At 55.1% G+C, this 20491-nt stretch carries 20 protein-coding genes and 4 tRNA genes; 13 read left to right on the top strand and 11 right to left on the bottom strand.

The window, feature by feature from the left end; genetic code table 11:
• Positions 1 to 64 precede the first annotated feature (64 nt).
• From prpC to prpF, 3 genes are all read left to right on the top strand, one after another.
• The gene (gene prpC / locus LL947_RS04665; protein ID WP_290820858.1) at positions 65 to 1192 is read left to right on the top strand and encodes a bifunctional 2-methylcitrate synthase/citrate synthase; all 1128 of its coding nucleotides are present in this window, start codon (positions 65 to 67) and stop codon (positions 1190 to 1192) included.
• A 102-nt stretch (positions 1193 to 1294) separates the two neighbouring features.
• Complete coding sequence (acnD, locus tag LL947_RS04670; protein ID WP_499834094.1) at positions 1295 to 3907, top strand: Fe/S-dependent 2-methylisocitrate dehydratase AcnD; 2613 nt, start codon at positions 1295 to 1297, stop codon at positions 3905 to 3907.
• Between the two features lie 105 nt (positions 3908 to 4012).
• Positions 4013 to 5191, top strand: a complete 1179-nt coding sequence (gene prpF, locus LL947_RS04675; RefSeq protein WP_290820856.1) for a 2-methylaconitate cis-trans isomerase PrpF — start codon at positions 4013 to 4015, stop codon at positions 5189 to 5191.
• Between the two features lie 117 nt (positions 5192 to 5308).
• Here prpF and LL947_RS04680 read toward each other — a convergent pair whose 3' ends face one another.
• Complete coding sequence (locus LL947_RS04680; RefSeq protein ID WP_290820854.1) at positions 5309 to 5587, bottom strand: ComEA family DNA-binding protein; 279 nt, start codon at positions 5585 to 5587, stop codon at positions 5309 to 5311.
• A 217-nt stretch (positions 5588 to 5804) separates the two neighbouring features.
• Here LL947_RS04680 and pyrF point away from each other — a divergent pair, with 217 nt between their 5' ends.
• Positions 5805 to 6500: an orotidine-5'-phosphate decarboxylase gene (gene pyrF, locus LL947_RS04685; protein ID WP_499834095.1), complete on the top strand. Its 696-nt coding sequence runs from the start codon at positions 5805 to 5807 to the stop codon at positions 6498 to 6500.
• Positions 6501 to 6707: 207 nt separating this feature from the next.
• Here pyrF and LL947_RS04690 read toward each other — a convergent pair whose 3' ends face one another.
• Both LL947_RS04690 and LL947_RS04695 read right to left on the bottom strand, forming a co-directional pair.
• The gene (locus LL947_RS04690; protein WP_499834096.1) at positions 6708 to 7013 is read right to left on the bottom strand and encodes a lipopolysaccharide assembly protein LapA domain-containing protein; all 306 of its coding nucleotides are present in this window, start codon (positions 7011 to 7013) and stop codon (positions 6708 to 6710) included.
• Between the two features lie 114 nt (positions 7014 to 7127).
• Positions 7128 to 7424 carry an integration host factor subunit beta gene (locus LL947_RS04695; protein WP_290820849.1) on the bottom strand — a complete coding sequence of 99 codons (297 nt, stop codon included), beginning with the start codon at positions 7422 to 7424 and terminating at the stop codon, positions 7128 to 7130.
• Between the two features lie 254 nt (positions 7425 to 7678).
• On the opposite strand from LL947_RS04695, the gene LL947_RS04700 reads away from it, so the two are divergent.
• On the top strand, positions 7679 to 7972 hold the full coding sequence (locus LL947_RS04700) for an FAD assembly factor SdhE (protein ID WP_290820925.1): 294 nt from the start codon (positions 7679 to 7681) through the stop codon (positions 7970 to 7972).
• Positions 7932 to 8363 carry a hypothetical protein gene (locus LL947_RS04705; RefSeq protein WP_499834097.1) on the top strand — a complete coding sequence of 144 codons (432 nt, stop codon included), beginning with the start codon at positions 7932 to 7934 and terminating at the stop codon, positions 8361 to 8363. Before LL947_RS04700 ends, LL947_RS04705 begins: the two co-directional genes overlap by 41 nt.
• A 108-nt stretch (positions 8364 to 8471) precedes the next feature.
• On the opposite strand, the gene nadB is transcribed toward LL947_RS04705, so the two are convergent.
• The 7 genes from nadB to uvrY form a co-directional block, all read right to left on the bottom strand.
• Positions 8472 to 10070 carry an L-aspartate oxidase gene (gene nadB, locus LL947_RS04710; protein WP_499834098.1) on the bottom strand — a complete coding sequence of 533 codons (1599 nt, stop codon included), beginning with the start codon at positions 10068 to 10070 and terminating at the stop codon, positions 8472 to 8474.
• Positions 10071 to 10316: 246 nt separating this feature from the next.
• A tRNA-Leu gene (locus tag LL947_RS04715) sits at positions 10317 to 10403 on the bottom strand.
• 47 nt (positions 10404 to 10450) lie between these two features.
• Positions 10451 to 10524 (bottom strand) — tRNA-Cys (locus LL947_RS04720).
• Positions 10525 to 10721: 197 nt separating this feature from the next.
• Positions 10722 to 10796, bottom strand: a tRNA-Gly gene (locus tag LL947_RS04725).
• Positions 10797 to 10866: 70 nt separating this feature from the next.
• Positions 10867 to 11415, bottom strand: coding sequence for a CDP-diacylglycerol--glycerol-3-phosphate 3-phosphatidyltransferase (gene pgsA, locus LL947_RS04730; protein ID WP_290820845.1), 549 nt, complete (start codon positions 11413 to 11415; stop codon positions 10867 to 10869).
• Between the two features lie 90 nt (positions 11416 to 11505).
• Positions 11506 to 13320, bottom strand: a complete 1815-nt coding sequence (gene uvrC, locus LL947_RS04735) for an excinuclease ABC subunit UvrC (RefSeq protein ID WP_404416895.1) — start codon at positions 13318 to 13320, stop codon at positions 11506 to 11508.
• A gap of 52 nt (positions 13321 to 13372) precedes the next feature.
• On the bottom strand, positions 13373 to 14023 hold the full coding sequence (gene uvrY, locus LL947_RS04740; protein WP_290820841.1) for a UvrY/SirA/GacA family response regulator transcription factor: 651 nt from the start codon (positions 14021 to 14023) through the stop codon (positions 13373 to 13375).
• A gap of 228 nt (positions 14024 to 14251) precedes the next feature.
• Between uvrY and LL947_RS04745 the strand changes: the two genes are divergently transcribed.
• Positions 14252 to 14327, top strand: a tRNA-Ala gene (locus LL947_RS04745).
• 80 nt (positions 14328 to 14407) lie between these two features.
• Here the strand turns inward: LL947_RS04745 and argF are convergent.
• A complete protein-coding gene (gene argF / locus LL947_RS04750; protein ID WP_499834099.1) occupies positions 14408 to 15325 on the bottom strand; it encodes an ornithine carbamoyltransferase in 918 nt (305 codons plus the stop codon).
• A 207-nt stretch (positions 15326 to 15532) separates the two neighbouring features.
• On the opposite strand from argF, the gene grxD reads away from it, so the two are divergent.
• The 6 genes from grxD to LL947_RS04780 all read left to right on the top strand — a co-directional run bounded on the left by grxD (position 15533) and on the right by LL947_RS04780 (position 20466).
• Positions 15533 to 15883: a Grx4 family monothiol glutaredoxin gene (grxD, locus tag LL947_RS04755; protein WP_171702728.1), complete on the top strand. Its 351-nt coding sequence runs from the start codon at positions 15533 to 15535 to the stop codon at positions 15881 to 15883.
• Positions 15884 to 15998: 115 nt separating this feature from the next.
• Positions 15999 to 17939, top strand: coding sequence for a DNA polymerase III subunit gamma/tau (dnaX, locus tag LL947_RS04760; protein ID WP_499834100.1), 1941 nt, complete (start codon positions 15999 to 16001; stop codon positions 17937 to 17939).
• 58 nt (positions 17940 to 17997) lie between these two features.
• Complete coding sequence (locus tag LL947_RS04765) at positions 17998 to 18324, top strand: YbaB/EbfC family nucleoid-associated protein (RefSeq protein ID WP_171702727.1); 327 nt, start codon at positions 17998 to 18000, stop codon at positions 18322 to 18324.
• A gap of 3 nt (positions 18325 to 18327) precedes the next feature.
• Positions 18328 to 18933: a recombination mediator RecR gene (gene recR / locus LL947_RS04770; RefSeq protein WP_290820834.1), complete on the top strand. Its 606-nt coding sequence runs from the start codon at positions 18328 to 18330 to the stop codon at positions 18931 to 18933.
• 58 nt (positions 18934 to 18991) lie between these two features.
• Positions 18992 to 20116: a ribonuclease D gene (gene rnd, locus LL947_RS04775; RefSeq protein WP_499834101.1), complete on the top strand. Its 1125-nt coding sequence runs from the start codon at positions 18992 to 18994 to the stop codon at positions 20114 to 20116.
• Positions 20113 to 20466: a YcgL domain-containing protein gene (locus LL947_RS04780; RefSeq protein WP_290820830.1), complete on the top strand. Its 354-nt coding sequence runs from the start codon at positions 20113 to 20115 to the stop codon at positions 20464 to 20466. Before rnd ends, LL947_RS04780 begins: the two co-directional genes overlap by 4 nt.
• Positions 20467 to 20491: the final 25 nt, after the last annotated feature.

A 20491-nucleotide genomic window follows, 5' to 3' on the forward strand; every position in this document is an offset into this window, starting at 1 on the left:
ACCCCTATAAAAGGCGTCATGCCCAAGGCGTGACGACGAAATAACGTTTTCAGGAGTACGTAAGATGGCAGATGCAAAGAACAGTGGTGCAGGTCTTCGTGGGCAAAGCGCGGGTGAAACGGCGCTATGTACAGTCGGTAAAACCGGTTCGGGCCTGACTTACCGCGGGTTCGATATCAAGGAACTGGCCGAAAAAGCGACGTTTGAAGAAGTGGCTTACCTGCTGCTGAAAGGCAAATTGCCCAATCAGGCTGAGCTTTCTGACTACATCGCCAAGATGAAAACCCTGCGTGGCTTGCCGGACGCGCTCAAGGCCGTGCTGGAGCAGATTCCCAAGGACGCGCATCCGATGGATGTGATGCGCACCGGCACCTCCATGCTGGGTAACCTGGAAACCGAACAGCGCTTTGACGAGCAGCAGGATGCGACGGACCGTCTGGTCGCTGTGCTGCCGTCAATCATCTGCTATTGGTACCGTTTCTCCCATGACGGCGTGCGTATTGAAACTGAAACCGACGATGATTCTGTTGGCGCTCATTTCCTTCACCTGCTGCGTGATGAGGTGCCCAGCAAGCTGCATGCGGATGTGATGAATGTGTCACTGATTCTATATGCCGAGCATGAATTCAACGCCTCTACCTTTACTGCTCGCGTTTGTGCGTCGACCCTGTCTGACCTGCATTCCTGCGTGACCGGTGCGATTGGCTCGCTGCGTGGCCCGCTGCACGGCGGTGCCAACGAAGCGGCCATGGAAATGATCGAGGATTGGACCTCGCCGGAAGAAGCCGAGCGCGAAATGATGGGCATGCTGGAGCGTAAGGAAAAGATCATGGGTTTCGGTCATGCCATCTACCGCACCTCCGACCCGCGTAACGAGATCATCAAGCATTGGTCCGAGAAGCTTTCCCAGGATGTCGGCGACACCGTACTGTACCCGGTTTCCGTGCGCTGTGAAGAAGTGATGTGGCGCGAGAAGAAGCTGTTCTGTAACGCTGACTTCTTCCATGCCAGTGCCTATCACTTCATGAGCATTCCGACCAAGCTGTTTACCCCGATCTTTGTCTGCTCGCGGGTGACGGGCTGGGCCGCTCACGTGTTCGAGCAGCGCGCCAACAACCGCATTATTCGCCCGAGTGCCGATTATACCGGCCCCGAGAAGAGCGAATGGGTGCCGATCGAACAGCGCGACTGAGAGTCGCGTCTGTTCTGAGCATTCTCCCGGCGGCCATGCCGTCGGGAGCTGATACCCCCGCTTTTCTGATCCCGTCTATTGATCCTGCCGTGAGTAGCCGCCATGAATATTGATTACCGCAAACCTCTACCAGGGACTGACCTGGACTACTTTGACACTCGCCAGGCCGTGGAAGACATCCAGCCGGGTGCCTACGCTGAGCTTCCTTATACCTCCCGCGTATTGGCTGAACAGTTGGTGCGCCGCTGCGACCCCGTCATGCTGACCGATGCCCTCAAGCAGCTGATTGAGCGTCGCAGCGACCTGGATTTCCCCTGGTACCCTGCCCGTGTGGTGTGTCATGACATTCTTGGCCAGACGGCGCTGGTTGATCTGGCAGGCCTGCGTGATGCCATTGCTGAAAAAGGGGGAGATCCGGCCAAGGTCAATCCTGTGGTGCCCACTCAGTTGATTGTTGACCACTCTCTGGCGGTTGAACATGCCGGCTTTGAAAAGGATGCTTTCGAGAAGAACCGTCAGGTGGAAGATCGCCGCAACGATGACCGCTTTCACTTTATCAATTGGACCAAAACCGCGTTTGAGAACGTCGACGTGATTCCGCCGGGTAACGGCATCATGCACCAGATCAACCTGGAAAAGATGTCACCGGTGGTACAAAAACACAACGGTGTGGCGTTTCCGGATACCTGCGTGGGGACGGACAGCCATACGCCCATGGTCGATGCCCTCGGGGTCATTTCCGTGGGGGTGGGTGGCCTTGAAGCGGAAAGCGTCATGCTGGGCCGCGCCTCCATGATGCGCCTGCCGGACATTGTCGGTGTCAAGCTGACCGGCAAGCTGCAGCCGGGCGTCACGGGTACCGATATGGTGCTGGCGATTACCGAGTTCCTGCGTGAATCCAAGGTGGTCGGTGCCTACCTGGAATTCTTCGGTGAAGGCGCAGACAGCCTGACGGTGGGCGATCGCGCCACTATTTCCAACATGACGCCTGAATACGGCGCCACGGCGGCCATGTTTTACATTGATGGCCAGACCATTGATTATCTCAAGCTGACCGGGCGTGATGACGACCAAGTGGCGCTGGTGGAAACCTATGCCAAGCAGACTGGCCTGTGGGCGGATGACCTCAAGGGCGTCACTTACGAGCGTGTGCTGGCCTTTGACCTGTCATCGGTTTATCGCACCCTGGCAGGGCCTTCAAAGCCGCATGCCAAGCTGCCCACCTCTGAGCTGGCCCAGCGGGGGATTGCCGTTGGTCTGGAGGCGGCGCGTGCTGAAGAGGCCGAAGGCAAGATGCCGGATGGCGCCGTAATTATTGCCGCGATTACCAGCTGCACCAATACCTCCAACCCCCGCAACATGGTAGCGGCCGGCCTGATTGCACGTAATGCCAATAAGCGCGGCCTGATGCGTAAACCCTGGGTCAAGTCGTCCCTGGCGCCGGGCTCCAAGACGGTCAAGATGTATCTGGAAGATGCCGGCTTGATGGACGAGCTGGAACAGCTTGGTTTTGGTGTTGTGGCCTATGCCTGCACCACCTGTAACGGCATGTCGGGTGCTCTGGACCCGAAAATCCAGCAGGAAATTATCGAACGTGATCTCTATGCCACCGCGGTGCTGTCAGGTAACCGCAATTTTGATGGGCGTATTCATCCCCATGCTCAGCAGGCGTTTCTGGCCTCGCCGCCGCTGGTGGTGGCTTATGCGATCGCTGGCACCATCCGTTTTGATATCGAAAAGGATGTGCTGGGTCATGATGCCGAGGGCAACCCGGTCACTCTGAAGGATATCTGGCCTGACGACGCGGAAATTGATGCTATCGTCAAAACCGCGGTGAAACCCGAGCAGTTCCGCCAGACCTATATCCCCATGTTTGATATAGATAAGAGTGCCAAGGCACAGATCGAGCCGCTGTATGAATGGCGTCCGCAGAGCACCTACATCCGTCGTCCGCCGTATTGGGAAGGCAAGATGTCTGGCGAGCGTAATCTCAAGAACATGCGTCCGCTGGCGATTCTGCCTGACAATATCACCACGGATCACCTGTCGCCGTCCAACGCCATCATGATGAACAGCGCCGCAGGCGAATACCTGCACAAGATGGGCCTGCCGGAAGAGGACTTCAACTCCTACGCCACCCACCGTGGGGATCACCTGACCGCTCAGCGTGCAACACTTGCCAACCCCAAGCTGTTCAATGAAATGGTGCGTGATGAAAACGGTGAGGTGAAGCAGGGCTCGCTGGCGCGTATCGAGCCAGAAGGTAAGGTAACGCGGATGTGGGAAGCCATTGAAACCTACATGCAGCGTAAACAGCCGCTGATCATTGTGGCCGGTGCCGATTATGGCCAGGGATCATCACGTGACTGGGCGGCCAAGGGTGTGGCGCTGGCGGGTGTTGAAGCCATTGTGGCCGAAGGTTTTGAGCGCATTCATCGCACTAACCTGATTGGCATGGGCGTGATGCCGCTGCAGTTCCAGCCGGGCACGACGCGTCATACGCTGGCACTGGACGGGACTGAAATCTATGACGTTGAAGGCGAGCTTTCGCCGGGTACCGAGCTGACACTGGTCATTCATCGTGCGAGCGGCGAGGTTGAGCGTGTGCCGGTTATCTGCCGTCTGGATACCGCAGAAGAAGTCACCATCTACACCGCGGGCGGTGTGCTGCAGCGTTTCGCCCAGGATTTCCTGGAATCCAGTGAAACAGCCTGATCGCGAGACCGGGTTGCAAAGACGTATCATCCCTTGATGACCAGAATAGGCCCGGCACCCTGGTGTGCCGGGCTTTTTATGAGATGTTAGCCGTGGAGCAAGACCATGAGTTCAGTGCCTCAGATCAGAATTCCGGCCACCTATATGCGAGGCGGCACCAGTAAAGGCGTATTTTTCAACCTGACCGACCTGCCTGAAGCCGCGCAGGTGCCCGGCGAAGCCCGGGATAAACTACTGCTGCGGGTGATCGGCAGCCCAGACCCGTACCAGAAGCAGATTGATGGTATGGGCGGTGCTACGTCCAGCACCAGCAAGACCGTGATTCTGTCAAAAAGTGCATCTGCCGAGCATGACGTGGATTACCTGTTTGGCCAGGTATCCATCGATAAACCCTTTGTTGACTGGAGTGGCAATTGCGGCAACCTGTCGGCGGCCGTGGGGCCTTTTGCGATCAATAATGGCTTGGTAGACCCTGAGCGGATACCTGAGAACGGCGTCATTGACGTTCGTATCTGGCAGGTGAACATCGAAAAGACCATTGTTGCCAAGGTCACTATTACCGACGGTGAGGTGCAGGAAACCGGCGATTTCGAGCTGGATGGCGTGACCTTTCCTGCCGCTGAAGTACCCGTGGCTTTTATGGACCCGGCAGACGGCGAGGGAGCTATCTTCCCGACCGGTAATCGGGTGGATGATCTTGAGGTTCCCGGCATTGGCGCCCTCAAGGCGACCATGATCAATGCCGGTATACCCACGGTGTTTGTCAATGCGGATGAGATTGGCTACACCGGCGCTGAGCTGCAGGAAGCCATCAATGGCGATCCAGCAGCACTTGAAAAGTTCGAGACGATCCGCGCTTATGGAGCACTCAAGATGGGCCTGATCAGCGATCTCAGCGAGGCAGCCAATCGCCAGCATACGCCCAAGGTGGCTTTCGTTGCGCCGCCCGCCAGCTATACGGCGTCAAGTGGCAAAGCTGTCAAGGCGGAGGATGTCGATCTTCTGGTGCGTGCGCTTTCCATGGGCAAACTGCACCATGCCATGATGGGGACCGCGGCGGTGGCAATTGGCGCGGCAGCGGCCATTGAAGGTACCCTGGTGAATCTCGCCGCCGGGGGTGGCAAGCTTAATGCGGTTACCTTTGGGCATCCCTCCGGCAGTTTACAGGTGGGCGCTGAAGCCAGCCTGATAGACGGGCGCTGGCAGATTGATCAGGCGGTGATGAGCCGCAGTGCGCGGATACTGATGGAAGGCTGGGTGCGAGTACCTGGCGATAGCGTTTAATCTTCCCTGCCTTGGCGCTAAGTCATCTCACACGATACTGTCTTTGATGTTAACAGCTACCCGAGCATTGCCGGGTAGCTGATAGTCTGTAATGCTTCGGCTTGTTTGGGGTAGGGGTCAGAATTCGACCTGGTCTTTGAGGTCTGCGACGGTTGCATTACCGATACCACTTACACGGGTAAGGTCATCTGTATCAGTAAACTCTCCATTGGCTTCGCGTTCCTGAATGATAGCCGCTGCTCTGGTTGGCCCGATACCAGGAAGTTCTTCAAGTAAGGCGGCATCGGCGGTATTGATATTGATTGGGGCGACCTGCTGTGCCATCAATGGCGAAGACAGGCCTAGGCAGGCGGTGAAAAGAAGTACTGGCAGCCATCCTTTTATCTTGATGTTCATCGTCTTTCTCCTTTGCGATGTTCAGGTTTTTGTTGTCGTGCGTGTCGGCCCTTTTGGCTTACACACTCTTCTAAATTAGCTAGATCTATTGTAAATGTTGTCAGTGATCGGCTTATCTGCCCGTAAGAGATCACTCAATTTTTTGTCACGTATGGATTACGCTGGTCACCAGGCTGATATACTCCATGCTTTCATTGTCAGGTAATGGAGTGCTTCTGTGGCCGTCGATTCTCCCCTTATTATTGCCCTGGATTACCCTTCACTGGATGCGGCCCTGTGCATGGCAGATCAGCTTGATCCAGCGCTGTGTCGTCTCAAGGTAGGCAAAGAGCTGTTTACCCGTAGCGGGCCAGCGGTGCTGGAAGCCTTGCATGGCCGGGGCTTTGAGGTATTTCTGGATCTTAAATTCCACGATATTCCCAATACGGTGGCAGGTGCCGTGCAGGCGGCAGCTGAGCAAGGGGTGTGGATGGTCAATGTGCACGCCGGCGGTGGGCGCAGAATGATGGAAACGGCCGTTGAGCGTTTGCAGTCACAGCGCCTTTCCACGCATTTGATAGCGGTCACTGTGTTGACCAGCCTGAGCCCTGAAGAGCTAAGTGAAACGGGAGTGTGCACATCATTGGATGATCAGGTTACACATCTGGCGCATCTGGCCCGCAAGAGTGGTTTGCATGGCGTTGTCTGCTCGGCGCAGGAATCGGCTGCCATACGGCAATCTTGTGGTGAGGACTTTCTGAAGGTAACGCCAGGCATCCGACCGGCTTTTGCCACAGAGGATGACCAGCAGCGGATCATGACCCCGGCCGCTGCCATGCAGGCGGGCAGCACGCATCTGGTGGTTGGCAGGCCAGTTACTCAGGCTGAAGAACCCATGGCGGCTCTGGCGGCGATTTTGACTGAATTATCCTGAGGGTTAGTGGCCACAAAACGGGGTTAACAATTATCCATCTTCCACGCCGGTGACAGGTTCGATGTTGACCCAGCACCGGCAGCGGGTGCATTGCTACTGCAAGGCGCTAAAGCGGTAGCCACAGTGGCCACTGCGGTGACGGTATCCCAGGCCATAACCGGCTGCAATGCTTGCGGTTAACGCAATCAGCAGCATGACATCCAGCATTTACGCCAGTTCCTTCAATTCCCGTGTGCGCAGGCGATCAAGCTCTTTCTGTTGCTGCTTGTTGCGGCGTTGAGCACGTGCGAGGTGAGCCTTGAGCCGCGCATAGACACCCAGCATGGCCAGCATGCCCAGAATAACGCCGGCTGTCAGGGTAGCCAGAAGCCAGACGGAGAGTGATATCGGTGGAAGCTCCAACCAGATCAGATTAAGGCCAATCGTCTGCTGATTGTTGACAGCAAACAGAATGCCAACCAAAAGCACCACTAACAAGATAACGGCTAGAATCAGCCCTTTGATCCAACGCATGTTTAGGTTTCCTGATTGATGACAAATACAATATTGCTATTGTGTATGACTCTTTGCCTCACGTCATCCCGCATAAGGTCGCAGAGACTGCCATTGATAGTATTTTTTTGTGTTTCAGTAGCCAAGTGTTCGGCTGGCATCCACCTGTTCGCGCAGTTCCTTGCCAGGTTTGAAGTGTGGGACGTATTTGCCATCAAGCTTTACCGGGTCACCTGTCTTGGGGTTTCGCCCGGTGCGTGGCTCGCGGTAGTGGAGTGAAAAACTGCCAAAACCGCGAATTTCTACCCGCCCCCCCTCTGACAGGGTGTCGGTAATATCATCCAGGATTAACCGAACAGCGGTTTCAACTTCTTTGGCAGACAGCTCGGGCTGTCGCATAGCGATCTGTTCAATCAGTTCTGATTTAGTCATCAGTAAGCTCCATGCGAACTCGTTAGGCTCTAGTGCCTTGGCGGCATCGTCTCGGGTGCCGTTATGGGTGCTGTTATTGGGATGGTCACATACAGTTCAGCATACTGTGCAATAGTGCATAAAACAATTGAGGTAAAACAACCCTCTAGCCAAAAATAACTGTTTCTTTGCCGGCAAGGCAAGTGGCATGGCTGCCTTGCCCTGTCTGCTCAGGTATACTGATGTTTCATTTCATTGATTCAGTGAGGCTGACGTTGAACGACGACACTTCTGCACAGGCGGTTCTACGCAAGCGGCTATACTGGCACTCTCGTCGAGGAATGTGGGAGTTGGATCTGTTGCTGATCCCTTTTCTGGAGCAGCGTTACGATTCGCTGGGCAGCGACGATCAGGAGGCGTTTCAACAGTTGATCACAGAAGAGGATCAGGATCTTTTCGGTTGGTTAATGCGCCGCGAGTGGCCAGAAAACCCGCGTCTGCGCCGGATCGTCCAGATGATAGTGGAACATGCTGAAACCACCGATAACGCTGTCTATCGTACCCTCTAGATACCAGGCAGGATGTCATGGCTGTCTGTTTGTCGGTGGGCTGAGCCTGGCCGCCTGGCAGTTTTCAGGCGGGATGGCCATGCTGATGACATGGCTGGTCGGGTTGATACTGTCAATTATACTTATCAGTCGATGGTCGGCATTCAGTGCCAACCCTCAAGCGCGGTCGTCAGACATCCTGTGGATTGAACCCACAGACAATGCCTTGCAAGGGCGTTGGCTGCAGAACAACGGTGAAATGAGCCATCCCCATTCACTGTTGTGTCGCTACCTGGGACCTTACCTGATATGTCTTGGTGTAGGGGGCAGAAATATCTGGCTGTGGCCTGACAGTGCCCCCTTGCAGGCCCAACGCGAACTACGCCGATATTTGATAGCGTATCGTTCCTGAGTGCCTCTGAATCTCTCCATTCACTTCTTCACTCTGTGCGATCGATTCCCAAAGCGTCTTTCTTCTCAGGATAGTGCTTGACCATCTTCTTGGAGGACCATGATCGCATTAGCGGATGGCTGGTTCCTGCAAATCAGCAAGGCGAAGTCTTGAAGGGCGCGCGACGGGCATTTGTTCGGGCCAGTCTGGAGAGAAGTGAAGCCCGCGTGATTCATGACGCTGTTGAGCAACCAATACGCTCATGCGCGCCAACTGCAGACTATGCTTCAGGCGCCGACTATCCGGATGGCGCGTATCAGGATCCAGCATACTTAACTGGTCTGTCAGTTCGGAAAGGGTCTGGTCAAGCGTTGCCATTCCTTCCTGACGACGGACTATTGCCAGATGCTGGCTCATGCTGGCACGCATTGACTGACGCAATGTCTGCAAGGCGGCTGAATCTGGCGCAGAGCAGTTACTGGTCGTCAGTTTGGCTTTTTTATCAGAGGGTTGGAAGGACGTAACAGCAGGGCGGGCCAACAATGCCTGGGCACAACTACGGGCAAACACCAGGCATTCCAACAGAGAGTTACTGGCCATCCGGTTGGCGCCATGCAAGCCAGTACAGGCGACTTCGCCGATCGCATACAGGTGGCTGACATCGGTAGCGCCGTTCAGGTCGGTCGATACTCCGCCGCAGCTATAGTGTGCTGCGGGGACGACAGGAATGGGCGCCCGGGTGATGTCGATACCTCTTGAGGCGCAATGCGCGAGGATGGTCGGAAAATGATGGCGAATGACCGCTTCGTCAAGGTGACTGATATCCAGCCACACATGACCCAAGGTGCCTGCTTGAATCTGTGCATCAATGGCCCTGGCAACCACGTCGCGTGGCGCCAGTTCAGCACGGACATCAATGTCGGGCATAAAGCGTTCGCCCTGTTGGTTGAGTAACCTTCCACCTTCACCCCTGACGGCTTCACTAATCAGGAATGCGGGACCATCAGGGTCGTATAAGCAGGTCGGATGAAACTGCTGAAATTCGAGATTCATCAGCGTGGCTCCCAGGTTGGCTGCCATCATCATGCCTTCGCCGCTATTGGGGGAGGGGGTCGTGGTGTGCTGAAACAGACCGCTCGCTCCGCCGGTTGCCAGCACGGTGTAATGAGCATAAAGGGTGTGGCTTTGGCCTTCACTGTCAACAGCCACGGCGCCGCTGCAAGCGCCGGCCTGGTTGGCGAACAGGTCAACCACGACCAGGTTGTTGCGCTGGGTAATATTGGGATGCTGCTGGGCGTTATGGTGGAGGGTATCAATCACAGCCTTACCGGTGGCGTCATCGGCATGGATGATCCGCCGCGCATTGTGGCCACCTTCCCGCGTCAGATGGTAAGGAAAGGGCGCGTCGGGTGCGCTGTCCGGCGTGAAGGGAACACCGCTGTCAATCAGCCACTTTATGGCTGCTGGACCATTTTCCACCGTAAAACGCACGGCTTCTTCATCGCACAGACCATCCCCCGCGATCAGAGTGTCTTGAACGTGGGCATCGAGGTTGTCAGTGGGTGAGAGGACGGCAGCAATGCCACCTTGCGCCCAACGGCTGGCACCTTGATCATCCTGTGCAGGTCGTATCAATGTTACTTTGTAACGGCTGGCCAGTGTCAATGCAAGGGTAAGGCCGGCGACACCGCCACCGATAATCAAAACGTCGCTATGAGACACGCTCATTAGCCGCTCCTGTTACGCCAGATGATTTTTAAGGTCTACCGGTAAACGCTGCTTAACAGATTCACCTAGGTTTTCTTAAAACAAGGGAAACATAATAGCGCTCAACAGATGTTTTGACGATGAACAGATGCTGAAAACTGCTCAGATAGCCCAGGCCGTTGATCAAGAATTCAGAAGGCAAGAGAAGGGTTATAGTGGGTAAGTTGCAGACTGTCTGCTGGAAGGTATCAGGAGGGGATGCATCCATGGTGCCCGGAGCCGGACTTGAACCGGCACGGAGTTACCTCCGAGAGATTTTAAGTCTCTTGCGTCTACCAATTTCGCCATCCGGGCTGGGCGGGAGTCAAACACCGAAGTAGTGATAATCGCCGCAAGAAATATGGAGGCTGGAGTCGGAATCGAACCGGCGTACACGGAGTTGCAGTCCGCTGCATAACCACTCTGCCATCCAGCCTTCAAGTCTGTAGAAAGACTCTTTTTTGAGTTGGAGCGGGAAAGGAGATTTGATCGGACTGGCGTTCCAGCTCACGACCCTCTCATTAACTACTACATACTCTTGTTTCCGAGTTGGAGCGGGAAAGGAGATTTGATCGGACTGGCGTTCCAGCTCACGACCCTCTCATTAACTACTACACACTCTTGTTTCCGAGTTGGAGCGGGAAAGGAGATTCGAACTCCCGACCCTCGCCTTGGCAAGGCGATGCTCTACCACTGAGCTATTCCCGCTTGACTCGGATGCGAATTATACGCGCTGATAAGGGTTTGTCAATTCAAAATTTTTCGCCAGGCTGTGCGCTCACATCGAGCGTGTCAGGTGTGGCCAGGCAGCCTGCAGATACTGAATCATCGACCATAGTGTCAAACCCGCAGCAACAAAGAGGGTAATGATACCCACAGAGGCGATGGCATGACCTGGCGGAAAGGCGATCAGGATAAAAATTGACACCATCTGCAAGGTGGTTTTTACCTTTCCCACCCATGACACGGCGACCATTCCCCGGTTGCCCATCTCGGCCATCCATTCACGCAGCGCTGAAATCACTATTTCACGCCCGATAATAACCAGTGCTGGCAGCGTCAACAGCCAGGTATCAAAGCGCTCGACCAACAGTGCCAGGGCGATAGCCACCATCAGCTTGTCAGCCACCGGGTCGAGAAAGGCACCAAAGGGTGTGGATTGGTCCCAGCGGCGTGCCAGATAACCATCGAGCCAATCTGTGATCGAGGCCAATCCAAACAGCACGGCAGCAGTAGGCATGCTCCAGGAATAGGGGAAATAGAACAGCACGACCAGTAAAGGGATAAAGGCTATTCTGATAAGTGTCAGGATATTAGGTATATTCATCGCGGGCTGCGATCCTTGCCAGGTAAGAGCGGTAAATTAATTTTGTTCATTCTATCCCCCTTGGACAATCGCATCCATGCCAGGGAGGTTTTATCCGTGTAAAGATTGATAAATGGTTTCTGCGAGAGCCTCGCTGATACCTGGCACACGTGCCAGTTCGGCTCTGCTGGCTTTCTGCACCCCTTGCAAGCCACCAAAAAAACGTAACAGCTCACGCCGCCGTTTGGGGCCAATGCCATCTATGTCCTGAAGGGTGGAGGTCCGCCGGGCCTTGTCGCGCTGTGCCCGGTGCCCGGCAATCGCAAAGCGGTGGGATTCATCGCGAATGTGCTGAATCAGGTGAAGTGCCGGAGAAGTGCTGTCCAACGCTAGAGGATGCTCTGGCGAGTCGAGAAACAGGGTCTCCAGTCCGGCTTTGCGAGTGGTTCCTTTGGCAACGCCCAGCAGAGTGATGGTATTGAGCTGCATCTGATCCAGAACGCTGCGGGCCATGTTCAGTTGGCCTTTGCCACCATCCACAATCAGCACATCCGGTGAAGTGGATTCGCCACTCTTGACTCTCTTCAAGCGCCGGGTAAGCGCTTGTTGCATGGCAGCATAATCATCACCGGCGGCTACGCCTTCAATCCTGAAGTGGCGATAATCGCCCTTGCGCGGTCCGTTATGGTCAAAGACGACACAGGAGGCCACCGTCGCTTCGCCATGGCTGTGGCTGATGTCAAAGCATTCCATGCGTTGAGGCATTTCTGATAGGCCAAGAGCCTCTTGTAACGCTTTGAAGCGTGATGCCATCTGTTGGTGGCTGGCCAGGCGAGAGGCCAGTTGCTGTTCTGCATTGGTAATCGCCAGTTGCTGCCATTGAGCGCGCTGGCCGCGGACCTGGTGCGTGACTCGTATCCGTTTGCCAGCTTGCTGGGAAAACGCCTCAGCCAGCAACTGGCTGTCTTCCAGCGGTAGGCTTGTGATGATTTCAGCCGGCAAATCGTGTGGTTGTCCCAGGTAAAACTGGCTGACGACATTGGTTAACAAGGTGGCGGGATCAAGGTCCAGATCGTTGGTCGGGTTATGGTGGCGTGCGCCCAGCATGCGACCATCGCGGACGCTGATGATGGACACCGCAAGCCCGCCCGGGCGCTGGGCGAGCGCAAAGACATCGGCATTGCCCTGTTCGTTATCGACAAACTGGCGCTGCTGAAGTTGGCGAAGTTGCTTGATCTGATCCCTGAAACGGGCGGCTTCCTCAAAGTTAAGCGCCTGGCTGGCTGCTTCCATTGACTCTGTCAGCGCCTGAGTGACGTGCTCGCTTTTGCCTTCCAGGCACATTACCGCATGTTCAACATCGCGGCGATACTGCTGCTCGGAAATATAGCCGACGCAAGGCGCGCTGCAGCGTTCAATCTGGTACTGCAGGCAGGGGCGTGAACGATGGGCAAAGACACTGTCCTCACAGTTGCGTATCCGGAAAATCTTCTGCATCAGCGCCAGACTTTCGCGCACTGCGCCACTACTGGGGTAGGGGCCAAGATAGCGCCCGTCATTGCGCCGCTGGCGAACACGCTTATATTCGAGAGCCGGGTAGTTATGGCGGTCGCTGACAAAAATAAACGGGTAGGATTTGTCATCGCGCAACAGAATATTGTAGGGCGGTCGCAGCTCCTTGATCAGTGTCTGCTCAAGCAGCAGAGCTTCTGTTTCAGTGCGGGTAACCGTGATTTGTATATCCGCAATGCGGCTTACCATGGCTTGGGTCTTGGCGTTCAGATGGCCACGGAAATAACTGGAAAGGCGGGCATGTAATCGTTTGGCTTTGCCTATGTACAGGGTGTTGCCCTGTTCATCAAGCATACGATAGACACCGGGAGAAGTACTGACAGAGGCCAGAAACTGTTTTGGATTAAAACTCATAGAATGGTGTTAGATCCTGACGGCGCGCCGGAGCCATGGATAGGGAAGCGTCCTAGCAAGTATACGCCTCATAGCCTTCTACCAGGCCGTGGCGAAGTGCCAGATGAGTGAGTTCGACGTCGCTTGCGACTTTAAGCTTTTCAAACAGGCGGTAGCGATAGGTGTTGACGGTTTTCGGGCTTAGATACAGGCGGTCAGATATTTCCTGCACCCGCTGGCAGTTGACGATCATGATGGCGATTTGCAGTTCACGGTGAGAGAGGTCCGCAAAGGGGGTTTCGTGCTCAGAAATATTGGAAAGTGCCAGCCGTTGAGCAATTTCATGGCTGATATAGCGGCTACCATGAAATACCTGACGCAGGGCATTGGTCATTTCACAGGGGTCAGCACCCTTGCTGAGGAACCCTGCAGCACCGGCCTCGTACATTTTCTTGGCAATATTGTCATCAAGGTGTGCGGTCAGGATCAAGACCCGGATATCTGACAGGCCACGCTGAATTCTTCGTGTTGCTTCAAGGCCGCCAATACCGGGCATACGAATATCCATCAGTACGACATCCGGCCTGAGCTGACGGCATTGAGAAACAGCGCTTTCGCCGTCGTTGGCTTCACCTACCACATGGATGTCACCCTCGTTCTCAAGAAGAAGTGCAATGCTGCTTCTTACCAGGTGGTGATCATCGGCAACCAACACATTGATCAAGGGGCGGCTCCTGTTTTGGCTCGCAAACGATAAAACGTTCTCTATATTGCCACAATTATTGTTCACTTCGCATTAGCGTTAAGGTGGTGATGTGACGACTTGACGTGCGAGAGTGCCGTAAGTACTATCCTCGGGTCGAATCAGGTCAATGATTGTCGAAGCCTACTTAACAAAATGCGTTTGACTGTTGATTACTGGCCTGATTGATACTCCAAACGATTACCATCCGGGGCCTTAGCTCAGCTGGGAGAGCGCAACACTGGCAGTGTTGAGGTCAGCGGTTCGATCCCGCTAGGCTCCACCAGATTCGATAAAACCGCTCAGGGGGTCATTCCCTTGAGCGGTTTTTTTTCGCCAATAATGTACCGTCCTGTCCTCTGGCAGTCAGGCCACCTTGCCAAGCAGCAAGAATTCAATCAGTGCTTTTTGGGCGTGCAGGCGGTTACCGGCTTCCTGCCACACAGCAGCGCGTGGATCATCCAGAAGGGTGGTGTTGATTTCTTCTCCCCGGTGGGCGGGCAGGCAGTGCAGAAAAATAACATCTCCGGCAGCCTGATCAAGCATTGCCTCGGTTACCTGAAAGCCAGCAAAGTCCGCTTCACGCTTGGCCTGTTCTTCTTCCTGGCCCATGGATGCCCAGACGTCTGTGGTGACAAGATCAACGCCCTGAACCGCTGCCTGGGGGTCATGAAGAACCTCGACCCGGCTGCCGGCAGCGCTCATGATGTCCTCGCGCGGCTCATAGCCTTTTGGACAGCAGATGCGCAGGTTGAAATCAAATTGCCGTGCCGCGTTGATCCATGAATGGCACATGTTGTTGCCGTCCCCAATCCAAACAGCGGTGCGGCCTTTCACGCTACCGCGCAGCTCTGTCCAGGTCATGACATCGGCCAATAGCTGACAGGGATGGTAATCGTCCGACAGCGCATTGATTACCGGCACTGAGCTTGCGGATGCCAGGGTTTCAAGCCCTGCGTGTGAGAACGTCCGCACCATGACAGCATCGACCATTTCAGACAGCACGCGTGCTGTATCATCAATAGGTTCGCCGCGGCCCAACTGGGTGTCACGGGGAGATAGAAACAGGGCATGGCCACCCAGTTGTGCCATAGCTGTCTCAAAAGAAACCCGGGTACGTGTGGATGACTTTTCGAAAATCATCGCAAGAGTGCGGTTAGGCAGCGGAGTATAGCTGGGTCCCTGGGTTTTCAGGTTGCTTTTGATCGTAATGGCCCGCTGAATCAGATAACTCAATTCACCCGGTGTCAGATCCAGTAAGGTCAGGAAATGGCGTGTCGCCATGGTCGCTCTCCGCGTAAAACCTTTATCCTAGCGAGGCCTTAGGGGATGCGCAATGCCAATGCTCAGCGTAGAATGGCCGACATGTCTAAAGCCCAGTGCTATAGTCAGGTATTGCAGGTGTATGGCATCGTCGATATCAGCTACCCTATTGACAGGTGTTGATGAAGGAGCAATATAGCGACGTTTTTTTATTACCCAGGAGGTCCTATGAGTTCAACGCTGGAAAACATTCAACAGCAAATCGGTGAAAATCCGATCCTGATTTACATGAAAGGCACGCCGCAGCTGCCTCAGTGTGGTTTTTCTGCGCAGACGGTACAGGCGCTGATGAACTGCGGTGAGCGCTTCGCATTTGTGAACGTGCTGGACAATCCTGATATTCGTACTGAACTGCCCAAGTTTGCTAACTGGCCCACTTTCCCGCAGCTTTGGGTTGAGGGGGAGCTGGTAGGCGGTTGCGATATCGTCATCGAGATGCATGAAAGTGGTGAGCTTGAGAAACTGGTAAAAGCAGCTGCAGAGCGAGCCAATAGTGCCGAAAGCAGTGATAATGCCTGATTCAGCGTTTGTATAGCCGCTTTATCTGCGGTTGGCGGGCTGAGGTTCAACCGCTAGAATGGACAATTAGCCATTTCATCTAGGCATCTCAGTCCGCCAAAGGAAATCCTGCTCCATGAGCTATCAGGTTCTGGCCCGTAAATGGCGGCCACGTACATTCCATGAGTTAGTCGGTCAGGCCCATGTCCAACGCGCACTGGTCAACGCACTTGATCAGGGGCGTCTCCATCATGCTTATCTGTTTACCGGCACACGAGGAGTGGGTAAAACCACTCTGGCGAGAATCCTGGCCAAATGCCTTAACTGCACGTCAGGCGGCCAGGGAGATGAAGGGATAACTTCGACGCCCTGCGGTGAATGTGCCAATTGTTGTGCTATTGATGAAGGACGATTTGTCGACCTTATTGAAGTTGACGCAGCATCACGCACCAAGGTTGAGGACACGCGCGAACTTCTTGATAACGTGCAGTATGCTCCCACTCAGGGGCGCTATAAGGTGTACCTGATTGACGAGGTGCACATGCTGTCTACCAGTAGCTTCAACGCCCTGTTGAAAACCCTGGAGGAGCCACCGCCTCACGTTAAATTTCTTCTGGCCACCACCGATCCACATAAGTTGCCTGCAACGGTACTTTCCCGGTGCCTTCAGTTCACTCTCAAGCACATGCCGCCTGAGCGGGTTGTTGAGCATCTTCAGCATGTTCTCACTGCCGAGCAGGTAAACTTTGAAGAGCGTGCTCTCTGGTTGTTGGGTAAGGCGGCAGAAGGCTCCATGCGCGACGCCATGAGTCTGACCGATCAAGCCATTGCCTTTGGCCAGGGCGAGGTACGCTATACAGATGTGGCCGCCATGCTGGGTACCCTGGACCATCGCCATGTACTCGCACTGGTTGAGGCCCTGGCAGAGGTGGATGTGGCCAAACTGTTGAGCGAAGTGGCGACGTTGGCAGAACAGGGGCCGGATTTCGCAGCGGTGCTGGATGATATCAGTGCCATTCTGCATCGTCTGGCTGTTGCCCAGATGGTGCCGGATGTGGTGGATAACAGCCACGGCGACCGAGAATTCATATTGGCGCTGGCCTCGCGCTTTACGGCCGAAGACGTGCAACTCTATTATCAGATTGGTATTCAGGGCCGAGGCGATATGATTCATGCGCCTGATCTGCGCAGCGCATTGGAAATGACGTTGTTGCGTATGCTGGCGTTTCGTCCCCAAGGGGTTCCCAAGCCGCCGCAGACGCCTTTGCCCCTCAAACCCGAACCACTTGAGAGTCCGGACACCGCTTCTACTGATTCGACCACATCGGCAACGCCTGAACGTTCAACACTGCAGGTTGATGAGCCTGTGTCCAATGATCCCGGTGCTGCCGAAGCATCGTCCATTGAGCCAGTGTCCGGTCAGTCCGAGCCTGGTAACCCCGTATTCGCAGATCCCGCGGCGGTCGCGTCGGCCCCACCCTGGGATGCTGGCGACACGCAGGCAGTCTCTGCCATGGCACTCGCCCCATCCGAACCAGAGTTTAAACATTCCACTAGTGAGCCTGAAGCGTCTAAACCGGCTGCTGGGGAATCCGAACCTGCCAAAACGGATGCTGTGACTGAACAAAGCGCTACTGAACACAGCTTTTCAGATCACTCTGGCGTTGAGGGGGCTGCTTATCTCGATCACAACCGCTGGTTGGCTCTTTTCGACGCTTTGAAGCTGGGCGGGCTGACGCGCAACCTGGCAGCACATTGCCAGTGCGGCCACGATGACGGGCGTACCCTCGTACTCCTGTTAGCGCCCAGTCAGGAGGCTATGCGCGCAGAAATCCATCAACAACGAATCGGCAAAGCACTACAGGCCCAGGGTATTGAGCGCCAGGTAGTCTTTGAAGTGAAGGCGCTTGATCCTGCGCTGGAAACACCCCAGCAGCGCGACCAGCGGATTGCCCAGCAACGCCATGCACAGGCCATTGATACCCTGAGTCATGACCCTAATATACAGAAACTTCAGCAGGCTTTTGGTGCCACACTAGTGGAGACCAGTGTCAAGCCGGCGTCGGCTAGCCGATAATTGACGAACAATCTTTTGACCAGCAACCTTGGCTGGTTCCTTAAACGGGAGAAAGACCATGATGAAAGGCGGAATGGGTAACCTGATGAAGCAGGCTCAGGAAATGCAGGAAAAGATGCAGCAGGCCCAGGAAGAAGTTGCCAAGGCAGAAGTACATGGCGAGGCCGGTGCAGGCATGGTGAAAGTCACCATGAACGGCCGCCACGACGTGATCAACGTGGACGTTGATCCCAGCGTGCTCGAAGAAGACAAGGAGCTGCTTGAAGACCTGTTGGCAGCGGCCGTCAACGACGCTGTGCGTAAGGTGGAAGCCAGCTCCAAGGCAATGATGGAAGAAGCCACTGCTGGGCTGAACCTGCCGCCTGGTTTCAAGATGCCATTCTAGTCCATGCGCTTTTCACCCCTCATTGAACAACTGATGGAAGCGTTTCGGGTGCTGCCCGGCGTTGGTCCTAAAACGGCCCAGCGCATGGCGCTGCATCTACTGGAGCGGGAGCGTGAAGGCGGAAGGCGGCTGGCAGCTTCAATTAACCAAGCGATCGCAGAGGTGGATTACTGTGAGCGCTGCAGAACCCTGACGGAAGCACCTTTATGCGCGCTATGTGAAAGCCCACGTCGTGATGATGGCCTGCTTTGTGTGGTTGAATCGCCCGCAGATCAACTGGCGATCGAAGAAGCAGGCGGCTTCAATGGTCGTTATTTCGTTCTGCATGGGCACCTTTCGCCCCTTGATGGCATCGGCCCTGAAACAATTGGCCTGGATCTGCTGGAAAAACGGGTGGCTCAGGGAGAGGTGGCAGAAGTTGTGCTGGCGACCAACCCTACCGTGGAGGGAGAGGCAACAGCTCACTACATTGCATCGCAGCTGGGCGATTATGGCGTGCGTTTCTCACGCCTAGCCTACGGCGTACCAATGGGAGGTGAGCTCGAGTACGTCGATGGAGGCACACTTAGCCGCGCTTTTAATGGTCGCTTGCCATTCAGTAACGACTGAATCCACGTTGTGGAGCACTGTCTGATGCCGCATCATTCATTAATCGGGAATCAAGCCCTTGTCTATTGTCCCACCGTCTTATCGCTGGATTGATACACCTCAGGCACTGGATGACGCCTGTGCTAATGTTGCACACGCTGATGTGATTGCGCTGGATACGGAATTTTTCCGCGAGAATTCTTTTTATCCGGTGCCTGCGCTTGTGCAGTTTGCCTATGACGACACAGCTTATCTGGTCGACCCGTTGGCGGTTGAATGCACAGTGGCTTTTCAAGACCTGTTGACGGGGCCGGCAGTCAAGCTGCTGCATGCCAGTAGTGAAGATCTGGATGTGTTCCAGCGGTGGGCCGGTGCCCTGCCATCACCGTTGATTGATACCCAGATAGCTCAGGGGTTTCTGGGTGATAACCCGGGCATGGGTTATCAGAAGCTGGTGGCACACTGGACCGGCGAGGTGTTGCCCAAGGAAGAAACCCGCTCAAACTGGCTCGAACGCCCGTTAAGCCAGGCGCAGTGTGAGTATGCTGCCCTGGATGTGATTTATCTGCTCAAGGTCTGGGCCCAGCAAAAGGTTCAGTTAGAGTCGCTCGGCCGGCTGGCCTGGGTCGCACAGGAGTGTCAGGCGGTCGTAGAGCAGGCGCACACTGAAAACGCAGATCAGTGGTTTACCCGCCAGCGCTTGCTGTGGCGGTTGACACCGCGTCAGATCGAAGCCTATCGCCTGATGACCCTCTGGCGTGAAGCTGAAACCCGCCGGCGCAACCTGCCCCGCAACTGGCTGGTGGGCGATAAGCTGCTGTTTGCGATAGCCGAGGCCATGCCTAAAAATCGCTATGAGTTGGCGGCGGTAGAAGGCGTCAAGCCGCCACTGGTCAAGAAGGAAGGGGATACCCTGCTGGCCTTGGTCAGGCAGGCCTACGAAGCGGCGCCTGAAGCATTACCCCACGCTTGGCCGGACCCTGCCAGGCCGCCTTTCAAACCGCTTTTCAAGGCACTCAAGAAAGCGGTGGTTACTCAGGCAGACATTCTGGGCGTTGCTCCGGAGATGTTGATGCGCCGACGCGATATCGAGCGCCTGGTAATGCAGTCAATGGCTGATGAGCCTTTGGCACTGCCCAAAGGCTGGCGCGGTGAATATCTCAATGAGCGCATTCAGGAAGCGCTAAAGGAAAATCGCCAATGAGTTATCACACCCGTGGTTCCCAGACCGGCTCCAGTGATCGTTCAAGTCACTATCTCAATGCCGAACGCCTTATCTGTGAAGTTTTCAGAAGCTCACGTAAGGAAGATATGTATCTTTACGTCGATAAGCGCAAAGGTCTTAGCGACGTTCCGGAAGCTCTATTAGAGCGTTTCGGTAAGCCGATATCGGTCATGACCCTGATGTTGACTCCGGATAAGCCGCTGGCGCGCGCCAATAGCGCCGATGTCTTGGCTGCCATCCGCGACAAGGGTTTTTACTTCCAGATGCCGCCGGCTAAAGAGGACTATTTGCTGGATCTTTACCGAGCGCCCACAGAGGCGCGTTATTGAGTCTTACGCAGCAGCAAACAGGAGG

The organism is Halomonas sp. BLK-85, assembly GCF_044792155.1.
Classification (GTDB): Bacteria; Pseudomonadota; Gammaproteobacteria; order Pseudomonadales; family Halomonadaceae; genus Vreelandella.

Bases quoted from the DNA above. Each gene is read 5' to 3' on its own strand.
- prpC (WP_290820858.1), top strand. From the start codon at position 65: ATGGCAGATGCAAAGAACAGTGGTGCAGGTCTTCGTGGGCAAAGCGCG.
- acnD (WP_499834094.1), top strand. From the start codon at position 1,295: ATGAATATTGATTACCGCAAACCTCTACCAGGGACTGACCTGGACTAC.
- prpF (WP_290820856.1), top strand. From the start codon at position 4,013: ATGAGTTCAGTGCCTCAGATCAGAATTCCGGCCACCTATATGCGAGGC.
- LL947_RS04680 (WP_290820854.1), bottom strand. From the start codon at position 5,587: ATGAACATCAAGATAAAAGGATGGCTGCCAGTACTTCTTTTCACCGCC.
- LL947_RS04690 (WP_499834096.1), bottom strand. From the start codon at position 7,013: ATGCGTTGGATCAAAGGGCTGATTCTAGCCGTTATCTTGTTAGTGGTG.
- LL947_RS04695 (WP_290820849.1), bottom strand. From the start codon at position 7,424: ATGACTAAATCAGAACTGATTGAACAGATCGCTATGCGACAGCCCGAG.
- LL947_RS04705 (WP_499834097.1), top strand. From the start codon at position 7,932: ATGCTGAAACCACCGATAACGCTGTCTATCGTACCCTCTAGATACCAG.
- nadB (WP_499834098.1), bottom strand. From the start codon at position 10,070: ATGAGCGTGTCTCATAGCGACGTTTTGATTATCGGTGGCGGTGTCGCC.
- pgsA (WP_290820845.1), bottom strand. From the start codon at position 11,415: ATGAATATACCTAATATCCTGACACTTATCAGAATAGCCTTTATCCCT.
- uvrC (WP_404416895.1), bottom strand. From the start codon at position 13,320: ATGAGTTTTAATCCAAAACAGTTTCTGGCCTCTGTCAGTACTTCTCCC.
- argF (WP_499834099.1), bottom strand. From the start codon at position 15,325: ATGGCGACACGCCATTTCCTGACCTTACTGGATCTGACACCGGGTGAA.
- grxD (WP_171702728.1), top strand. From the start codon at position 15,533: ATGAGTTCAACGCTGGAAAACATTCAACAGCAAATCGGTGAAAATCCG.
- dnaX (WP_499834100.1), top strand. From the start codon at position 15,999: ATGAGCTATCAGGTTCTGGCCCGTAAATGGCGGCCACGTACATTCCAT.
- LL947_RS04765 (WP_171702727.1), top strand. From the start codon at position 17,998: ATGATGAAAGGCGGAATGGGTAACCTGATGAAGCAGGCTCAGGAAATG.
- recR (WP_290820834.1), top strand. From the start codon at position 18,328: ATGCGCTTTTCACCCCTCATTGAACAACTGATGGAAGCGTTTCGGGTG.
- LL947_RS04780 (WP_290820830.1), top strand. From the start codon at position 20,113: ATGAGTTATCACACCCGTGGTTCCCAGACCGGCTCCAGTGATCGTTCA.